Annotated in this window: 13 protein-coding genes; 1 reads left to right on the top strand and 12 read right to left on the bottom strand. The window is 30.6% G+C overall.

The genetic code is table 11. The features are described from left to right. Positions 1 to 34: 34 nt before the first annotated feature. The 10 genes from L1S46_RS16370 to L1S46_RS16325 all read right to left on the bottom strand — a co-directional run bounded on the left by L1S46_RS16370 (position 35) and on the right by L1S46_RS16325 (position 15328). Complete coding sequence (locus L1S46_RS16370) at positions 35 to 1096, bottom strand: galactose ABC transporter substrate-binding protein (protein WP_238900443.1); 1062 nt, start codon at positions 1094 to 1096, stop codon at positions 35 to 37. A 374-nt stretch (positions 1097 to 1470) separates the two neighbouring features. Continuing rightward, positions 1471 to 2529: a galactose ABC transporter substrate-binding protein gene (locus L1S46_RS16365; protein ID WP_038457975.1), complete on the bottom strand. Its 1059-nt coding sequence runs from the start codon at positions 2527 to 2529 to the stop codon at positions 1471 to 1473. A gap of 77 nt (positions 2530 to 2606) precedes the next feature. Next, positions 2607 to 3587: a substrate-binding domain-containing protein gene (locus L1S46_RS16360; RefSeq protein WP_012060585.1), complete on the bottom strand. Its 981-nt coding sequence runs from the start codon at positions 3585 to 3587 to the stop codon at positions 2607 to 2609. Continuing rightward, positions 3587 to 5395 (bottom strand): sensor histidine kinase, encoded by a 1809-nt coding sequence (locus tag L1S46_RS16355; RefSeq protein ID WP_077856087.1) that lies wholly within the window; start codon positions 5393 to 5395, stop codon positions 3587 to 3589. Before L1S46_RS16355 ends, L1S46_RS16360 begins: the two co-directional genes overlap by 1 nt. 11 nt (positions 5396 to 5406) lie before the next feature. Further along, positions 5407 to 7023, bottom strand: a complete 1617-nt coding sequence (locus L1S46_RS16350) for a response regulator (protein WP_238858927.1) — start codon at positions 7021 to 7023, stop codon at positions 5407 to 5409. Positions 7024 to 7359: 336 nt separating this feature from the next. Then, complete coding sequence (gene mglC, locus L1S46_RS16345) at positions 7360 to 8586, bottom strand: galactose/methyl galactoside ABC transporter permease MglC (protein ID WP_023973608.1); 1227 nt, start codon at positions 8584 to 8586, stop codon at positions 7360 to 7362. A 205-nt stretch (positions 8587 to 8791) separates the two neighbouring features. Then, a complete protein-coding gene (locus L1S46_RS16340) occupies positions 8792 to 10291 on the bottom strand; it encodes a sugar ABC transporter ATP-binding protein (protein ID WP_012060589.1) in 1500 nt (499 codons plus the stop codon). Positions 10292 to 10379: 88 nt separating this feature from the next. After that, a complete protein-coding gene (locus L1S46_RS16335; RefSeq protein ID WP_012060590.1) occupies positions 10380 to 11450 on the bottom strand; it encodes a galactose ABC transporter substrate-binding protein in 1071 nt (356 codons plus the stop codon). A 718-nt stretch (positions 11451 to 12168) separates the two neighbouring features. After that, positions 12169 to 13875, bottom strand: coding sequence for a methyl-accepting chemotaxis protein (locus L1S46_RS16330; protein WP_238858928.1), 1707 nt, complete (start codon positions 13873 to 13875; stop codon positions 12169 to 12171). Positions 13876 to 13903: 28 nt separating this feature from the next. Then, on the bottom strand, positions 13904 to 15328 hold the full coding sequence (locus L1S46_RS16325) for a bifunctional diguanylate cyclase/phosphodiesterase (RefSeq protein ID WP_238858929.1): 1425 nt from the start codon (positions 15326 to 15328) through the stop codon (positions 13904 to 13906). Positions 15329 to 15718: 390 nt separating this feature from the next. Here L1S46_RS16325 and L1S46_RS16320 point away from each other — a divergent pair, with 390 nt between their 5' ends. Then, entirely contained in the window at positions 15719 to 16318 is a 600-nt protein-coding gene (locus L1S46_RS16320) for a tyrosine-type recombinase/integrase (protein ID WP_077309346.1), read from the top strand. 83 nt (positions 16319 to 16401) lie between these two features. On the opposite strand, the gene L1S46_RS16315 is transcribed toward L1S46_RS16320, so the two are convergent. Both L1S46_RS16315 and hydG read right to left on the bottom strand, forming a co-directional pair. Next, positions 16402 to 18114: a methyl-accepting chemotaxis protein gene (locus L1S46_RS16315; protein ID WP_238858930.1), complete on the bottom strand. Its 1713-nt coding sequence runs from the start codon at positions 18112 to 18114 to the stop codon at positions 16402 to 16404. Positions 18115 to 18388: 274 nt separating this feature from the next. Beyond that, positions 18389 to 19807, bottom strand: coding sequence for a [FeFe] hydrogenase H-cluster radical SAM maturase HydG (hydG, locus tag L1S46_RS16310; protein ID WP_238858931.1), 1419 nt, complete (start codon positions 19805 to 19807; stop codon positions 18389 to 18391). Positions 19808 to 19863 lie beyond the last annotated feature (56 nt).

The raw sequence follows: 19863 nt of genomic DNA, 5'->3' as shown, positions 1-19863 counted from the left end.
TTTATTATAAGTTATTTAATCAACTTAAATAACCTTAGATATTATCATTGCTTATATATCCTTTGTAAGGAATACGTACTGCAACTCCTGTATCATCAAACTTATACGAAGTTCCATCAAGTGGAGGTCTACCATTAACCAAATTCATTCCTATAAGATAAGTCGCTTCTGCCATGCTAGCTGCATCTTGAGGAACAGATCCAGTCATAATTCCTTGATTAATGAGCTGTATCGCTTTCGGTATCCCATCTACACCAACAATTGGTATTGTCCTATTTTTATCTCCACTATTATATCCATACTTTTGCAATGCCTCAATTGCACCTATTGCCATAGCATCATTATTAGAAATTATAACTTCAATTTTATTTCCATTCGATAAGAATAATGCATCCATAGCATCTTTAGCTAAGTTTTCTTCCCAATTACAAACTCTCAAAGCAATTTCTTCTGTTTTAATTCCTGCATCATTGATTGATAAAACAGAATACTTAGTTCTTCCAATTGCCTCCAAGTTATTACGCGGTCCCATCAACATAACATATTGCATTATATTATCTCCATTTTTATCAATAATTGTTCTATCCTTATTCCATAAGCTGGAAAGAAGTTCACCTTGCAGTATTCCCGCTTCGGCTGGATTTGTTCCAACAAAATAAGCTTTACTATATGATTTTACAGTTTCCATATTTAGTGGTTCTATATTGAATAAACCTAAAGGTATATTTTTTTCTTTGACTCTATCTACAATTGTCCTCACTCCTGTTGGATCTACTAGATTCAGTAATATAATATCTGCATTTCCTGCATTAAGTATTGAATTAACATTTCTGTTTTGTAATGATTGATCATTCTTACAGTCATAAAAAGTAAATTCAATATTCCCTTGATTATTTTTCTGAATCTCTTCAAAACTTTGCTTAAGTAAGGCGGTATATGGATCCTCCAAAGTACGTAATAATACGCTTGCTCTTACTGGCCTTCCTTCCGTGGCTGTTAACTTGATATTGGCAACTACTTTATTAGAATTTAATAATAAATTTATTATCATAACCATAATAGTGAATAATACCAATATCTTTTTAGAATTTCTCATTTTTATCCTCCGTTGATTTATCAAATAGCTCCCTACTCTTCCTAGCATCTCGATACTTAAGGTTCCTACGAAAATAAACCTATTTTCATAGTACTTTGCAAAGACTTTGCCTTCATGGTCAGTTTCTATACATAAAAAGCACATTAAATTTTATCTTTATTTCTTAAATCATTTATTTTATTATGTGTGTAATAAAGAACTTTATACTGGTATAAGGCATATTGAATATAATCTAACTATAGCTATAGATCCTGCTGATAAAAATTTATAAAAATAGAAGTATGCTTATACAAAAAATGAGGTAAATCGAAAAAGACTTACTTCTTTTTTTGTAATAAATATACTTCTACATTATCTATACATAATATATAATTTTATTTATTTTCTATATATAAATCAACATTATCACTAGTAACCTCAGCATGAGGAGTCCTAATATACTTTCCTTTCTCAAGTCCCTCTATGGAATTTACATTTCCATGAGAAGCTAATGTATATGCAAGATTGAAGATCGCATTTGCCTGTTTTTTCGAATCGTTTAAAATAGTTCCTATCATAGATCCATTTTTCACTGCCTCTAACGCTTTAGGAAGCCCATCAATTCCTACAACTAGTGGTTTTTTACCGCCTATATTAGCATCATTTATTGCATTTATTGCTCCAAGTGCCATTTCATCATTATTGCTAAATACAACTTCAATTTTATCTCCAAAATTTTTAATCCATTGTGACATCTTTGTTGTTGCCTGAGCACTTTGCCAATTTGCCGTATCATCAGCTAATTTCTCTAATTCAATTCCATTTTGAGTTATAGTTTTAATGCAGTATTCCGTTCTAATTAAAGAATCTTGGTGTCCCTGCTCTCCTTCAAGCATTACATACTGGATTTTGCCATCTCCATTTTTATCTACCATTTTATTGTCTTTTTTATAAGCATTTATAATGATATTTGCTTGCATCTCACCTGATTGTTGCGCATCTGCTCCAACGTAATAGAGCTTATTCCATCTTTCCATATCTTCCTCTACTGGTTCACGATTAAAGAAAACAATTGGAATATTAGCTGATTTTGCTTTATCAATGATCATAGATGCCGCTGTACGATCAACCATATTTACGCATATAACATCGTAATTCTGCGCAACAAATTTATCTACTTGATTACTTTGGTTAATTAAATTTCCTTTAGCATCTGCAACATTCACAATGATCTTATATTTACCTTGATTCTCCTTTTCTTTTGCTATATCCTCAATATTCTTTGAAATTTCTGATATGAATGCATCATCTTGTTTATATAAGGTTACACCTATTTTTATTTCCTTAATATCATTACTATAATTTGCCGATTTCACATTTGCACTACAAGATGACAATACATTAAAAATTGAGACTACTGTTAAAAGCCCTGATAATTTCTTAATTAATCTCACTACAATCCCTCCACCATATGATTCCATCAAGCACCACAATACATTTATACAAAAGTTCATCCTTGCATTTATGGTGCTTATCTAACAAATGGGAATAATAATCTTTGATTTTCTTCCGAATACATATTTTTTGTATTTATAACTGTTGAAGAGATAATGTTATTGGGCATATCTTTTTTATTAATCTTATATACTGCTGATTTTATACTTAGATATCCTACATTAAATTCATTTTGAATAGCTGTTGCACTAATAACCTTATCTTCTAAAAAAGAAAGAATTTTGCTTGTACTTCCTGTCCCATATATCTCTATTGATGCTTTTTCTTTGTTAATACCCATTACATCCTTTTTAGCTTGAGAAACATTTTCTAATAATCCTGCATCAAATGTAACCACAACATCAATATTATTGTTCTCTAACAAACTTTTAGCTTGATTATAATAAGTAGTCTGCTTATCTTCTGAAAAATCCCAAAATGTACATTTGTTATATGTTCGATTCATAACACTCATGAATCCATTATATCGTTCCTTTACACTGCTGCACTCTAAGTTGTTTTTGATTATTAAAATATTCTTGTTCATATCTCCGTTCTTTATTAATTCTTCCCCCAAGCTAGATCCAAGCTTATAGTTATCACAAGAAATACTAGGCTGAGCATGTTCTGATTTTATAGTAGAATCAAATAATATAATTGGTATCTTTTTTCTAGCATTTTCTATTGGTTCTGCCATTTTCTCGTAATCTGCAGGCGATATAATTATTGCATCTGCCTTATTTTTTATCTCTCGTTCTATAAGTTCTTTCTGTTCGTCAATACTATTATCTTCCGACAAAGTAACAAAACTTACATTAACATTCATTTCTGAAGCTGCCTGCTCTATCCCCTGTCTCATTATCATTAAGCTTTCACTGTTTCTTCCTCTAGTTATAATTGATATGTTGTATATCCTTATATCTTTTTCATGCCACAATGTATTATTTAAGAAAAGTAAGAAAGATAATATTAATAGCAAAAATAAAGTAATAAAAATTTGCTTCCTTTTTCTCTTCACTATTTATCTTCCTCCCTTTTTCTAATTTCATAAAAGTCCACACATGGCATATGAATACGAACTGTTGTCCCTTCATCTGGCTCGCTATAAATTTCGAGTCCATATCTCTTTCCAAAATATAGTTGTATTCTTTCATTAACATTCTTCAATCCTATACCAGAGCTCTTCTTTTCAATCTTGCTTTCACCTGTTAAAAGGCTATTTGCAACATCTTGAAGCATTCCAAGTCCGTTATCTACAACATCAATATATAACTCATTATCTTTTGCATATGCCTTTACTAAAATCTCACCATCTCCCCCCATAAATTCCATACCATGATAAATTGCGTTTTCAATTAACGGTTGAATAATTAATTTAATACTTCCATAATTAAGAACTTTCTCATCAACTTCAATATTATATGTGAATTTATTTTTATACCGTATATTTTGTATGGTCAAATAATTTCGTGCATGCTCAATTTCATCTCTCACTGTTATTATATTTTTGCCTTTACTTAAGCTTATTCTAAAAAGTTTTGCTAAAGCAGTTACCATAATTATTGCCCCATCATAATTTTCATTTTCTATCATCCATATGATTGAATCCAATGTGTTATATAAAAAATGGGGATTAATTTGTGCTTGAAGAGCATTAAGCTCACTTTTTCTTTTTGATTCTTGTTCAATCATTATGTTGTCCATAAGTGTATGCATTTGGTTGACCATAGAACGAATTGCTTTTCCTAAATGCTGAACTTCATATGATCCGCTTATCGAAACATCTACATCTTTTACTCCATTTTCCAATTTCTTCACACACTTTTCTAATAATCGTATTGGGTTAGCTATTCTTGAAGAGACAAACATATTAAGAAATACAAGTATAAAGATAGCGAAAGACATAATGAACACAGCAAATATACTCATTTGATAATAATCTGAAGTAATATCTAACATCGGTGTAATTCCGACAATTTTCCATCCAGTGTATCCAACAGTTTTAACTGTAACTAATCTTTTTTCTCCTCTGAAAGTTTCTATATGATTTCCATCATCATAAGCTGCTTCAATTTTATTATTTTCATCTATTAAATCTGAATAAATCAATTGCTGCCTAGGATGATAAATAATTTCGCCTTCTCTATCAACTAGATAAACATATCCTGACTTTCCTATATTTGCATTTTTACATATCTGCTCTATTCCACTAAAATTTATATCAACTAACAATACTCCAGATGTTGTTTTCTTATTATTAGTAAGTTCAATAGCCCTACTTAATGATACGACCCAACGATATTTATAATCTGGATCTACAAATAAATTTTGAACATGAGGTGTTGAAAAATGTAAATTTTCTTTCTTATCTATCGCTTTAGTAAACCAATCACTCACTCGTGGATCAATAGAGCTTTTTAATTGTTTTACAGGAGATGCCGCTATAACTTCCCCATCTTGCGAAAAGGCACATATGCTTATAAGTGAATCTTTATTTGTTTCATACAATAAGTCCATTTCTTTATCTATGGTATCTGTAGCCAAATCTTTCTTCTTAATTACATTGTAATAAGTGGTATCAGACACTTTCATCATATTCCTCAGATAAGAATCTAAATTCAAATTTACTTGATCTAACATAGATTTATTATGCTCAGATACCATTTCTTCAGTGGAAGTTATAAAACGAAAATATAAAGCCCCTCCAACAGTAACCATTCCTATAACTGCTATTACGGTAAAAGAAATTGATATTATATGTTGTATACTTCCGCTGTTAACGTAATTTATTGTCTTCTGTATTTTTCTCTTAAACAAATTAAGCATAGTAAATCAACTCAATTCTTTCTATACTTTGATGGAGATACTCCAAACTGTTTCTTAAAAACATAACTAAAATAATTAGCTTCTGGATATCCAACTTTTTCCGCTATCATGTATGTCTTATCATCTGTTGTATTCAAAAGTTTAACGGCTTCTTCTAAACGTGTTGCTGTGAGATAATTTACGAAGCTTGTTCCTGTTTCCTTCTTAAACATTGTAGAAAAATATGTTGGACTAACATGCAATTTAGAACATAATTTTTCTACTGAAACATCATAATCACTGTAATTTTCTTTTATATATTGTTTTGCTTTTTCAATAAGCATCATAGATGAATTGATTCGCTCTCTTTTAATATAACTATTTATCCTAATAGCTTTTTCTATAATCCATTTTTTGACTTCATGAATAGAATTAAAGGATTCTAAATAACTGTATGCATTAAAATTTTCACCAAAAATTTCTTCTATATCAAATGCATATGTTTGAACAAGTTTTAAAAGTGACGTCATAATTTCCATAAGATAAATTCTATATTGATTAAAAGGCAATAATAAATCCTCTGTTTTCTTAAACAAACTATCAATTGCCTCTGAAATTTCATCCTCTGAAGAAATTTTTATTGCATTTAACATCGATCGTTCTTCTTTCTCATCAAGTTGTAGCTGGATTGAATTATCTGGCTCTACATCATCAATATAAATAGCCTTTCCAGCTCCTAATATAAATCTATAATCTAATGCATTTTGTGCAGTTCTATATGAAAAACGTATTTGCGAAGGATTACTATAAACATACCCTATTCCTGCAGATATTGTTAAACTCATAATTCTCTTATAAACCTTACAAACCTCATTTATACCTTTTATAAATAATAATATATCTTCCTTTTTTTCAAAGTTACCCATAACTATTACCATACCAGAATAAATAAAACTAATAAATTTACAATACTTACCCACATTTTCATCTACAATTTTCTTAATAGAAATTGGTGTAAGTGCTGATTCCTTTTGCCCCGAAAAACTATTTAAGTTTTCTTCAAAGGATAGTGTTCCATCTGCCTGAATAATCCCTACTGTTAAATGCTTATACTTGAATTCTATTCCCAGCTCCTCCATTTGTTCATGCCATTGTTCTTCATTTATCCTGCCTTCAATTGCACCAACTAAAAATTGTTCTCTAATTACTGGTAGACTTTTAATATAATGCTTATAAAGTGTTTCTAAATTTCGTTTTTCGTTATATTCACGATCGAGCTGTTCTTTTAGCCTCACTAAAACTTCTATGAGTTCTGCTGAGTTAATCGGTTTCAAAACATATTCAACTACATTTATCTTTATTGCCTTATGAGCATACTCAAAATCATCACATCCTGAAAATACAATAATTTTTGTAGATGGCATTAATTCTACCAACTTCTTTCCTAGTTCCAACCCATCCATAAATGGCATTTTAATATCTGTCATTATAACATCTGGCTGTAGTTTTTCTGCTTTTTCCAAGGCATCTTGTCCATTCTCAGCATCACCAACAACTATAAATCCATTGGCTTCCCAATCAATCTTTTTTATGATTCCAAGGCGTATTTCTTCTTCATCGTCTACAATCATAATTCTATATGAATTCATTTAACTACCTCCGATAGATGAATTATTTAATAAGGCACATGAAAATAAATAACAATTAGAACTGCCATGAATATTTTTTATTAGCCAAGGAGACAAATTACTCTCATATCAGGTCTATTAGGGCACTTTGGCAATAAATTATGATTAAAAAATACTGACAGATAGATTTGTTATTTTTTGATTATGCCTAAATACTATTATACATTATGTATTAAATTATTACTAGCACGAGTGCTAAGGCTTACCAATTTGATTATTATTTAGAAAATAAATAAAATACAGGCAAATCTCTAGCTAAAAAACTAATGATTTGCCTGCATTTTATTTATTTAATAATTATTTTCTTCTGTATTTTGCCATATCTATTGCAACTGCAACTGCTATGATAATACCTTTTATAACTTGTTGCCACATAGGACTTACCGCTATAAATTGTAATCCATATTGGATAACAGTAAAGATTAGAACACCACTTACTATTCCACCAACTTTACCAACGCCACCATTTAATGAAACACCACCTACAACGCAGGCTGCGATTGCATCAAGCTCATAACCATTACCATAGTTATTTGTTGCACCAGCTGTTCTAGCTGCTTCAAGTACACCACCAACACCATATAAAAGTGATGCGAAGATGAATATACCCATAATAGTTGCAAATACATTTACTCCAGAAACTACTGCTGCTTCACGGTTACCACCAATAGCATATACATTCTTACCGAATACAGTTTTATTTAAAATAAACCAAACTAGAATTATAAATACTACAGCAATTGGAACTAGAATTGATATTCCTGGGAAACTTCCAATTTGAAATAATTTTGTTTGTCCAAGATCTATAAAGTCTTGACGAATACCACCAATAGGTTGTGATTTGTTTGGAGGTAAATCAAAGTATAGAGAAGTTACACCATATACTATAACTTGAGACGCCAATGTTGCAATAAATGGATGCATATCATATTTTGCAACCAAGAAACCATTAAGAACTCCAAATATAGCACATCCAACTACTGCTAACAGTATTGGAATGATAACTGCTAACTGTGGCATATTAGGGAAGAATCTATTTGCATAATCAGGGTTTTGCAACATTGAAGTTGATATTACAGCTGCAAGACCTACCATACGTCCTGCTGATAAATCAGTACCAGCAATTAATAATGTAAAACATATTCCTAAAGCAACAATCATTTTTGTTGATGATTGTGTCAAAATATCTAAAAATACAGCATATTGCATAAAACGTGGTTGAATTATCATAATTACAACTACTAGTAATAATAATGCTATAATAATCGCATTATCTGTAAAGAAATGTTTTACAGTCTTTGATGAAAAAATAACATCCATGTCTGCATTCTTCTTATCCAAAAACTGTTTTGCGCCATAAACAAGTAATGCTATACCAACTCCACCTACATAAATTGGTAAATCATAAAATACACTTGGATCTAAAATAAAATTAAAAACAATTCCTAAAGCCACCAAAAAAGCACCAATACCTAAAAATATTTTTCCAAAGCCTTTTCGTGAAACTATCTTCTCTCCACTCATATTACATACCTCACTTTCTTTCTCTCCTACCAAAATCATTTGTTATAAAATTTCATTTATCCAATACCTAGCATCCGTAATATTTTCACCTCTTTATAAGTAGGATAAAATAACGACTGCACACTTAAGGACATAAGTTCAACTAAAATTCAGCTATGGATTAACCCTACCTGAATTAAGTCCCACTTGATAAAGGAGATATTTCTTATTGCATAAATTTTGTAGCAAGATTCATAACTTTTACTGAATCTGCTTCACTTTGATCTAAAATTCCAGTAACCTTACCTTCACACATAACCATAACTCTATCTGACATACCAAGCAATTCTGGCATTTCAGAAGAAATCATAATAATTGACTTGCCCTTCTTAACCAATTCATGCATGATCGAATAGATTTCATACTTAGCTCCAACATCAATACCTCTTGTAGGCTCATCCAATATAAGAATATCTGGATTTGTAAGAAGCCAACGTGCAATTAAAACTTTTTGTTGATTTCCACCTGAAAGATTTTGAATCAATTGTTCCATGCTTGGTGTTTTAGTTCTAAGTTCTTGATTTGACTGCTTTGCAGCTTTATATCTCTTTGCTTCTTGCAAAACTCCTGCTTTAGCATATTCTTTTTGACTTGCAATTACAGTATTATCTAGTACTGAAAGAATACCAAATATACCAGTAGCACGTCTTTCTTCTGTTAACAGTGCAAAACCATACTCTTTTGCATCTTTAGGGATTTTTATTTTTATAATCTTCCCATCCTTTTCTACAGTACCAGAGGCTACTTCACGAAGTCCAAATAAAGCTTCGACTAATTCTGTACGTTGTGCCCCAACAAGACCACCTATTCCTAGTATTTCACCCTTATGTAAATCAAAGCTTACATTTTGGAATGATTTTTTAATTGGAGAACAAAGATTTTCTACCCTTAATACAACATCTTTACTTGGTGTATATTCTCTTGGTGGAAATCTATTAGTCATATCACGACCAACCATACGATTTATAATTAAGTCTGTTGTAAGATCCTTAGCATCCCAAGTTCCTACATACTGACCATCTCTCATAATTGTTACTTCATCTGATATCTTAAGAATTTCCTCCATCTTATGGGATATGTATATAATTGCACAGCCCTTATTTTGAAGTTGTTTTATTATCTTAAATAAATGCTTAGTTTCATTTTCTGTTAATGATGAAGTCGGTTCATCCATAATAATAATTTTAGAATTATAGCTAACAGCCTTTGCTATTTCAACTAATTGAAGATTAGATGGTGAAAGTGTTCCCGCTAATGCTTCAGGATTTATATCTAACTCAATTTCTTCAAATAATTCCTTTGTTTTCTTAATCATAGTTTTCTTATCAACAGCAATTCCTTTCATTGGAAATCTGCCAAGCCAAATGTTTTCCATAACTGGACGGAAACGAATTGGGTGCAATTCTTGATGTATCATTGATACACCTAAATCCAATGCTTGTTTTGAAGTATTTATCTCCATTTTCTTTCCATCTAATATGATCTCTCCACCATCTTCATGATAAATACCAAATAGACATTTCATTAGGGTTGATTTTCCAGCACCATTTTCTCCCATTAATGCATGGACACTTCCCTTGCGAACCCTCAATGTTACACCATCTAATGCTTTTACTCCTGGAAATACCTTTGTTATGTTATTCATCTCCAGTACATATTCACCCATACAAGCATCCTCCTTTTCTAAATAATAATTCAGGGATGGGGATTTTTTATAATCTCGCATCCCTGACAATTTCTATGTCAGATATATCTTATTTTAAATAATCCTTGTAGTTATCTTGAGTAACTTTTACATAGTCAATCCATACATATTTTCCATCAGTTACATCAAATCCAACATTTTCTTTATTAATTTCTTTACCTTGAGCAGCTGCTAAAGCTATATTAACTGTAGCCTTACCTTGGTTTTGTGCATCATTTAGAACTGTTCCAAGAAGTGATCCTTCTTTCATAGCTTGTAATGCTGGTGCTGTTGCATCAACTCCAACTACTGGAATATATTTAGATGCATCACCTTTGTTATATCCTTCAGCTTTTAATGCTTCTACTGCACCAAGAGCCATATCATCATTGTTACAAAGAACTGCTTCTATCTTATCAACGCCTTGACCTGTCATAAATGCTTTCATAAGGTCAGTAGCTTTTGCCTTGTCCCACATTGCTGTATCAGCAGCAAGTTTTTGAGTTTTTAATCCTGCAGCTTCAATAGCTTTTATAGAATATTCTGTACGAAGAGTAGCATCTTGATGTCCTGGTTCTCCTTGAAGCATTACGTATTGTACCACTCCATCATGATTTTTGTCTGCTTCTGGATGTGCTTTGAAGTAGTCAGCTATAAGTTGACCTGATAAAGTTCCTGATTGTTCTGCATGTGCACCTACATACCAAACCTTATCATAGCTATCCATATCTGCTTTTTCTGGCTCACGATTTAAAAATACGATTGGAAGTTTCTTAGCTTTTGCTTTTTCAATGATAGGACCTGCTGCAGTTCTATCAACTGGATTTATTGCTAAAGCGTTTACACCTTTTGTAATAAATGTATCAACTTGCTCATTTTGAGTAGGTTGTTTATTTTGTGAATCCACTAGTTCAATAGTTGATCCTTTTTCCTTAGCTTCACCTTCCATAGCAGTACGAACTCCTGTCATGAAAGTATCATCAAATTTATATATTGCAGAACCAATTAAAGTATTTGAAGATTTAGTACTTGTTTGTGCATCCCCTCCAGAACTTGCACTCTTATTTGCTCCACATCCTGCCATTGTTGCAACTATAGCTGCTGACATTACAATTGTTAATAGACTCTTAAACCTTTTCATTTTTACCCCTCCATATTCTTATCTAAATCCTAAAACAAAGACTCAAATCTGTTCTTCGTTTACATTACTAATTATAGGGATTTTATCAATTAGTCTCCATACGAAATTCTTCACTTTTTTATCGAATTTCTTAGATGTTATAGATAAACTAGCTATAATCTATACTTATGCGTATACCACACCGAAATGAATAATATACTTTTATTCCAGTTTCTAGGCAATTCTGATGGGTGATTCTAAGGCTATAAAGTTGCACCCAAAGTGCTAGCCTCAAAGACAAGCGCTCAACAGAGAAAGTTCGAAGAACGAAATATAAAATGCTCATAGAGAAAGTTCTGCTTACCAAATGTAAAATTTGGAGCATCACTTTTCGATTCTCACTTTTTGAACTAGCACATTTGGAACAACTTATAGCCAAAGAATCACATCCATCAAAATTACCAACGAAACATTCCACAAAAGTATATCACTCATTTCTGTTTGGAATATATTTCATATCCTATATAATTTATGATTGTGTTATCTATAAACAACATATAACTTATACTTATGGGATAACTTACCTAAATCATAAATATTTTGATTCCGAAAAACTATGAAAATATAAAAAGAGGATATAAATTCAAAACTTATATCCTCCATAAATTATATGTATAATTATATTTCTATTGATGAAATTGACTTAAAGATAAAATCATTATTTCTTGCATCTTGATACCTAAATTTTAAACTTTTGTACCATTTCATTAAGTCTTTGGGCGAGCTCTGCCTGACTATGTGCTGTTAGCGCAACTTGCTCTATAGCTTTAGTTGCCTCATCCATGCTTTCTTTGATTGTAGTTACTTCTTCACTAGACTTTTGAGTAGTTTGTGCCATATCTTGTACAACTTCACTAACCTGACCTACAGTAGCTGTTATCTCTTCTGACATAGCTGCAATTTCCTCTGACATCATGCTGACGAAATTTGAATCATTATAATATTGGTCACCGGTTTCCATATAAGCATTAAATTGTCTATGTACTTCAGTATTAATAAATGAAAGTATGTCATTGCCAGTATCGATACTATTTTTAAAAGCATCACGTACTCTATTTATTGTTTCCTGTATAGACGTTACAGCTTGTGATGACTGTTCAGCAAGTGTTCTTACTTCTTCGGCAACAACTGCAAAGCCTTTACCTTGTTCTCCTGCTCTTGCAGCCTCTATAGCTGCATTTAAAGCTAATAGATTTGTTTGTTCAGCTATACTTCCTATTGTATCTGCCATAACTTTTATATTATCTACTACTTTTCCATCTTCAATAACTTCTAACATTTTGTTCTCTTTTTCTGCATATAGATTTCTTGTTTCTTCTATAGCCTTTTTACCGCTATTCTTTACCTCTGTTGCTTTCTCTTTGGATTTACTTGAACTACTGCTTCCCTCCATTGCCTTTCCTGAAAGTTCATTAACACTTGAATCCACTTCTTCTACCGATGCACTTATTTCCTCGGCTGCCGCACTAGATTCTTGCATACCATCAGAAATGTTTGCTATAGCATCATCAATACTTCTAGCTCTCAAAGATAATTCTTCAGCTGTAGCAGATAGTTCCTCACTCGACGCACTTATATCTTGAGAATTCTCCATAATCTCTTTAACTAATATGTTCACATTTTTTTGCGCCTTATTTAAAGCAATACCAGTTTGTCCAAATTCATCTTTTCTAGTAATGGCAATTGGAGTTGAAAAATCATACATTGCTAATCTCTCTGCATAATCTCTTATCTTCCTTAAAGGCTTATTTATATGACTTGACATAAATATTCCAAGTAAAACAGCAATTATAAAACCTACAATACTCATCAAAATCATAATTATGTTTGTTCGCGCAGATGATAAATTGATATTATCACTTGCTACTTTTGCTGCCGTTAAATTTATTTCTATAACTTTATCAAGGCTAGCGAGCATTTCATCTTCTATGGGTAAAAAAATCATGTACTGTTTCGTCACTTCATTTGAATCGTTTAGATCTGCTGCATCTATTATCCTGTTTCTTGCATCTCTATATTTTGTTACATTCTCAGTAAACTTCGTCCAATTTTCTTTTTCCTCTGCAGTAGCGATTAATTTCTCATATTTAGCTATATATTCGTTATCTTCAGTTACCATATCGGTAATGTTCTTTTTTGCTTTATCAGTTTCTTTTTTATTTTGATCATACATTATAACTGAAACTTCGCTCTTTATTTGCGACATATTTGATTTTATTGACAAGATTTCATTAACACTCTGTAAATTTACGCTATACATTGTTTCTGCATTTTTATTTACTCTTTTTACTTCTATTCCACCAATTGTGCCTACAACTGCAATTAATATAGCCACTAATAAAAATGCTGATATTAACTTAGCTCTTACTTGGTTTAATAAATTCATATTAAAATTTCCTCCTACTGTTAAAATGCTATTGCATATTATTTTTTCTATTACTATCCAATAAAGTTTTCATACCATCTTCTGTAAGCGGTTTGCTAAAATAGAAACCTTGAATTATCTTACATCCTAAGTCAGTAAGCACTTCTATCTGCTCTCTTGTTTCAACTCCCTCAACTATTACCTTGTATTTCAAGTCCTTTGATAAGTTAACTATGTTCTTTATTAATACCATGTTCTTATAATTTTCTACATGATCTACAAATGTTTTATCAATCTTTAATGTACTTACTGAAATATTAATTAAATAGCTTAAAGAAGAGTATCCCGTCCCAAAGTCATCTATTGCAATATTTATTCCCATCCCTTTAAGTTCATTTAATACTTCTATATTTTTTTCTGATATATCTAATAAAGTACTCTCTGTTATTTCTATCTCTAAAAAGTTTGGAGAAATATTATACTTATTACAGCATTTTAACAACTTATCCTTAAAATCTTTTTCCTTGATTTGAATTGGTGATATATTAACTGCAATATTATTAAACTTGTATCCCATACGCTTCCACAAACTCGCTTGCTCTATAGATTTCTCCATCACCCAATCGCCAATTTGAACTATATCTCCGTTTTCTTCAGCAATCGGAATAAATTCTGCTGGTGAAACATTTCCAAGCTTATCATTATTCCATCTTAATAAAGCTTCAATTCCAACAATCTCATTATTAGACAAATCAATTTGTGGCTGATAATTAATATTTAGCTCATGCTTATTAATAGCATTCTTTAATTCCCTTCTAATCAATACGTCCCTATAATATGTCTCAAATATTTCGTTATTAAAGATTGTATAATTGTTTTTTCCAGTTTTCTTAGACTTGTACATAGCTAAATTACAAAACTCTAACAACTCATCAGAATTTATGCTATCATCCGGGAAAGTAGATATTCCCATGCTTATACTTACAGAAATATCCAATTCAGCATCTGTTATCTTAAAGGGTACTGATAAGTTTTTATAAATTTTATTGCAAATTTCCTCTATTTCACTTATAAATTTAAATTCATAGATTAAAATTGCAAATTCGTCACCATTTAATCTAAATAATTTACCTTTTCCTTGAATGCATCTACTTACCCTTTCAGAAAAACATTTTAATATGAAATCACCAAAAGAATAGCCCCAATTATAATTTATAATTTTGTAGTCATCGATATCAATATAAATAATCGCACCCTTTCTACAATTAACTTTTGATATCTCTAAACTCCTATTAAGCTTTTCAAAAAAATAAGTACTATTTGGTAGCCCAGTAAGAATATCATACCTTGAGAATTCTTCATTAGGCTTACTTTTTTTTCTCCTATGTATATCCTTGTTTAATTTTCCTCTTGTGGTATTTACCATTTTTATCTTAAGTTTAAGTTCTTTTTTGGGCATATTAATTTTATTCATAATAACTTCCTTTTTTAAATTAGTACAACTCAACACGTGTAAAACCTCTCCACCTCACTCCTATTATTTAATAATAAAATATGACATCTTCAATGATAATTTTTGCGTAATTATTCTACAAACTTTTAAACTTTGACTTTTTAAAAAATTAAATATATCATTTATTTGAACATAATAAATATTTTGTCCAATTTTATTATATTATAAGTTGTAGTATATGTAAATATTGTATAAAAAAGCTTAAAAAATGTACAAATATAGGTTAAATTGTATTCTTATGACACATTAATATGCAATATTTGTATATTTGCAGAGCTATAAATACATTATTACATAAAATAATAGGACAAAATATTTATTATGTATCATTACTTCTAGAGGAGAGTGCATATGAGGGCATCTAATGAAACTGAAATTAAATATTTAACGCAAAAAGAAGTATTATCACTATTTAATGCAATTGAAAATTCTGGAAAGCTGCATTCAACACGTGATTTAGCAATATTTAGATTAGCTTATAGATGCGGTCTTAGAGCTTCCGAAATATCAATGTTAAAATTGGAAAATTATAATATTAATAAAGGAGAAATATATTGTAAAAGATTAAAGGGTAGTAAGAATAATACTCTGCGGCTAGATGAGAAAACTAAAAGCGTTTTAGACAAATACATTACTGAAAATGAAATTACATCTGAATCTCAAACTATATTTACAAGTCAAAAGAATAAGCCAATTTCAAGGCAAACCCTAGACCACCTAACGAAGCAATATTTCTCAATGGCAAGTATTCAAGATAAGTCAAAGCACCATTTTCATACCATTAAACATACTACAGCAGTTCACCTTGCTGAATGTGATATGGATATAAAAGAGCTTCAATGGTGGCTTGGACACAAATCTGTTACCAATACAGAAATATATTTTCAATTTACTACAAAACAACAAGAAAAGATGTATGAAAAACTAGAGGGAAAAAGTGAAATGGTATAAAATTTACTTAATTAATTAAAAAAGACTTACTTTAGCTGCTAAATAACTAAAATAAGTCTTTTATTTTTCATCACATATCTTCTTTAGATTTTAAACTTTTGTATCATTTCATTGAGTTTTTGCGCAAGCCCTGCTTGGTTTTGTGCTGTTAAAGCAACTTGCTCTATGGCTTTTGAAGTCTCATCTACACTTTCTTTTATCGTAGCTACTTGATCGTTTGATTCCTGCGCTGTCGATGCCATCTCTTGTACTAACTTATTAACTTTCCCTACAGTGATTGTAATTTCTTCTGACATGTTTGCAATATTCTCTGACATTTTACTTACAAATTCAGAATCGCTATAATATATATTTCCTGTATTTCCATAGGCATTAAACTGTTCATGCACCTCTGTATTTATAAATTTCAATATATCATTTCCAGTGTTAATGCTGTTATTAAATGCATCCTGAACTTTAATTATAGTATTTTTGATAGCTGTTACAGCCTCTGATGATTGTTCTGCAAGCTTTCTTACTTCATCTGCTACAACTGCAAATCCTTTACCTTGCTCCCCTGCCCTTGCTGCTTCTATTGCTGCATTCAGTGCTAATAAATTTGTTTGTTCAGATATACGTCCAATTGTATCAGCCATAATTTTAATATTATCAACTATCTTTCCATTTTCAATAACAATTAACATGTTCTTTTGTTTTTCCTTTGATAATTTCTCCATTTCATCTATAGACTTTTTACTATTGTTTTTGACTTCTATAGCTCTCTCTTTGGATCTATTAGCATTCTGGCTTCCTTCCATAGCTTTTTTAGATAAATCATTTATATTTGAGTTTACTTCATCTACTGTCGTACTTATAATTCCTGCCTCCTCACAAGATTCCTCCATCCCTAGTGAAATAGTACTTACAGCTTCATCTATACTCGCAGCTTTTGATGAAAGCTCCTCAGCTGTTGCAGAAAGTTCTTCACTAGATGTACTTATATCTTGAGAATTTTGAATAATATCTCTAATTAGTTTATTCACATTTTCTTGTGCTTTATTTAATGCACTTCCTGTTTGTCCAAGTTCGTCCTTTCTTTTAATTGAAATTGGAGTCGAAAAATCATATAACGCTAATCTCTCTGCAAATCCTTTGATTTTTTTTAATGGTATATTTATAGCCTTTGATATTAGTGCCCCAAATATAATTGCTACCACTAATCCAAAGATAGTAAGTGTAATCATAATTTTATTAGAATTAATATAAGTAGATGATATATCCTCATTAGCTGATTTTGCATCAGATATATTTATATCTATAACTTTATCCAGGCTATACATCATTTTTGTCTGTAGAGGAACCATTTCTAAATACCTCTTTTTTGCTTCTTCTAAATCTTCTGATTTTACAGCATTCACTACCTTGTCTCTAACCTGATTATATTCCTTCGCATTATCATTAAATTCCTTCCAAGATTTTGTTTCACTACTTGTCATTTGTGATTTTTCATAATCATTTATATATTTATCATTCTCATTAAGTGCAGTAATAACATTTTTTTGTGCTTCCTCTACCTTATATTTATCTTTTTCATACATCATGATTAATATGTTACTTTTAATTTCTGTCATATTTGATTTTATAGATAGGATCTCATTGACATGATTAAAATTTCTATTGTACATTCCTGATGCTTTATTATTTACATTTTTCAAAGACAATGCTCCTATTATTCCTACTACGCCAATTAAAATTGCTACCGTCAAAAATGATAAGGTTAATTTAAATTTTATAGGCAGGCTTCTTCTCAAAAACATAACTTTTCCCCTCTCTAAATTTATAATCTCGACCATTTATTACCCTTTTTGCAATAGAAAACGTTTTACTAAGATGTTGAAATTAACATATATTGCTAATTATTATGATAATATTTTTAATTTATATAATCAACTAAAAAATCTACTCTTATATCGAAATGTTGAGTATTTGCTAATCATTTTTAACTATAAACTTAATTATAGAAAAAATAATAAAGCTATACACAAGTCTACTTTAACTATGCATATAGCTCTATTAATTAATTTAATCTATTTAAAATCTAAAATCACGTTTTCCTTCATGTAAGTTTTCAAGATTTTCTAATACTATCTTTTTAACTTTTTCATTTGGAATTCTTGGAATTTCATTTTTAATTACTTCTTCACCTTTTCTTCGTGTATCTTCAGACGCATAATCCTCTAGATATTCCTTTAGCGTCATAAGTGCATTAGGCTGACAGCAGTTTGCTATTTGTCCTGATTTAACAAGACTCATAAATCTATCCCCAGTTCTTCCTTCTCTATAACAAGCAGTACAGAAGCTTGGAATATGACCCTTTTCTAACAGCCAATTTACTATTTCATCTAAAGTTCTAGTATCATTTACATCAAATTGAGCTGAATTTTCTTCTTCCTTCTCTTTTTCAACATATCCACCAACGCTTGTAGATGATCCTCCACTTATTTGAGAAACTCCAAGTTCAAGTACTTTTTCTCTTGTTTTTTGAGATTCTCTTGTTGAAACAATAAGACCTGTATATGGAACTGTAATTCTAAGTACTGCAACTATTTTAGCAAATATCTCATCTGAAATTGCATTAGTAAATTCATCTGGATTTATATCATCAGCTGGTCTTATTCTTGGTACACTTATTGTATGCGGTCCAACTCCCATAGCTGCTTCTAAGTGCTCTGCATGCATAAGAAGTCCAACGAAATCATATCTATACATATTTAATCCATATAGTACACCTAGTCCGACATCATCAATTCCACCTTCCATAGCTCTATCCATAGCTTCTGTATGGTAAGCATAATCATGCTTTGGTCCTGTTGGGTGAAGCTCTTCATATGTCTTTTTGTGATATGTTTCTTGGAATAAGATATATGTTCCAATTCCCGCTTCCTTTAACCTTCTATAATTTTCAACAGTTGTAGCTGCAATATTTACGTTAGCTCTTCTAATTGCGCCATTTTTGTGTTTTATACTATAAATTGTTTTTATGCTTTCAAGTACATATTCAATTGGATTATTTACAGGATCTTCTCCTGTTTCTAATGCAAGTCTTTTATGCCCCATATCTTGTAATGCAATTACTTCTTTTTCAATCTCCTCTTGAGTAAGCTTCTTTCTTGTTATATGTTTATTCTTGTGATGATATGGACAATAAGTACATCCATTTACACAATAATTAGAGAGATATAATGGCGCAAACATTACTATTCTATTACCATAAAATCTTTGCTTGATTTCTTTTGCAAGTTTATACATTTTTTCATTTTCATCTTCTAATTCACATTCAAGTAAAACTGCTGCTTCTCTATGTGAAATTCCTTTACACTCTTTAGCCTTTTCTAGAATTTCATTAATTAATTGTCTATTGTTCTTATTTTTCTTAGCATACTCTAGAGTTTCTAATATTTCTTCGTTATCAATAAATTCTGTTGCTATCTTTGATTTAACATTATACATTACTCTACTCTTCTTTCTATAATTGGATTTTTAAATTTTAAATTTAATTCGTTCTG

This window comes from Clostridium sp. YIM B02500 (assembly GCF_022324665.1).
Taxonomy (GTDB): Bacteria; Bacillota; Clostridia; order Clostridiales; family Clostridiaceae; genus Clostridium; species Clostridium beijerinckii.
The sequence above is the reverse complement of the archived record's forward strand: the minus strand, read 5'-3'. Positions and strand labels throughout refer to the sequence as shown.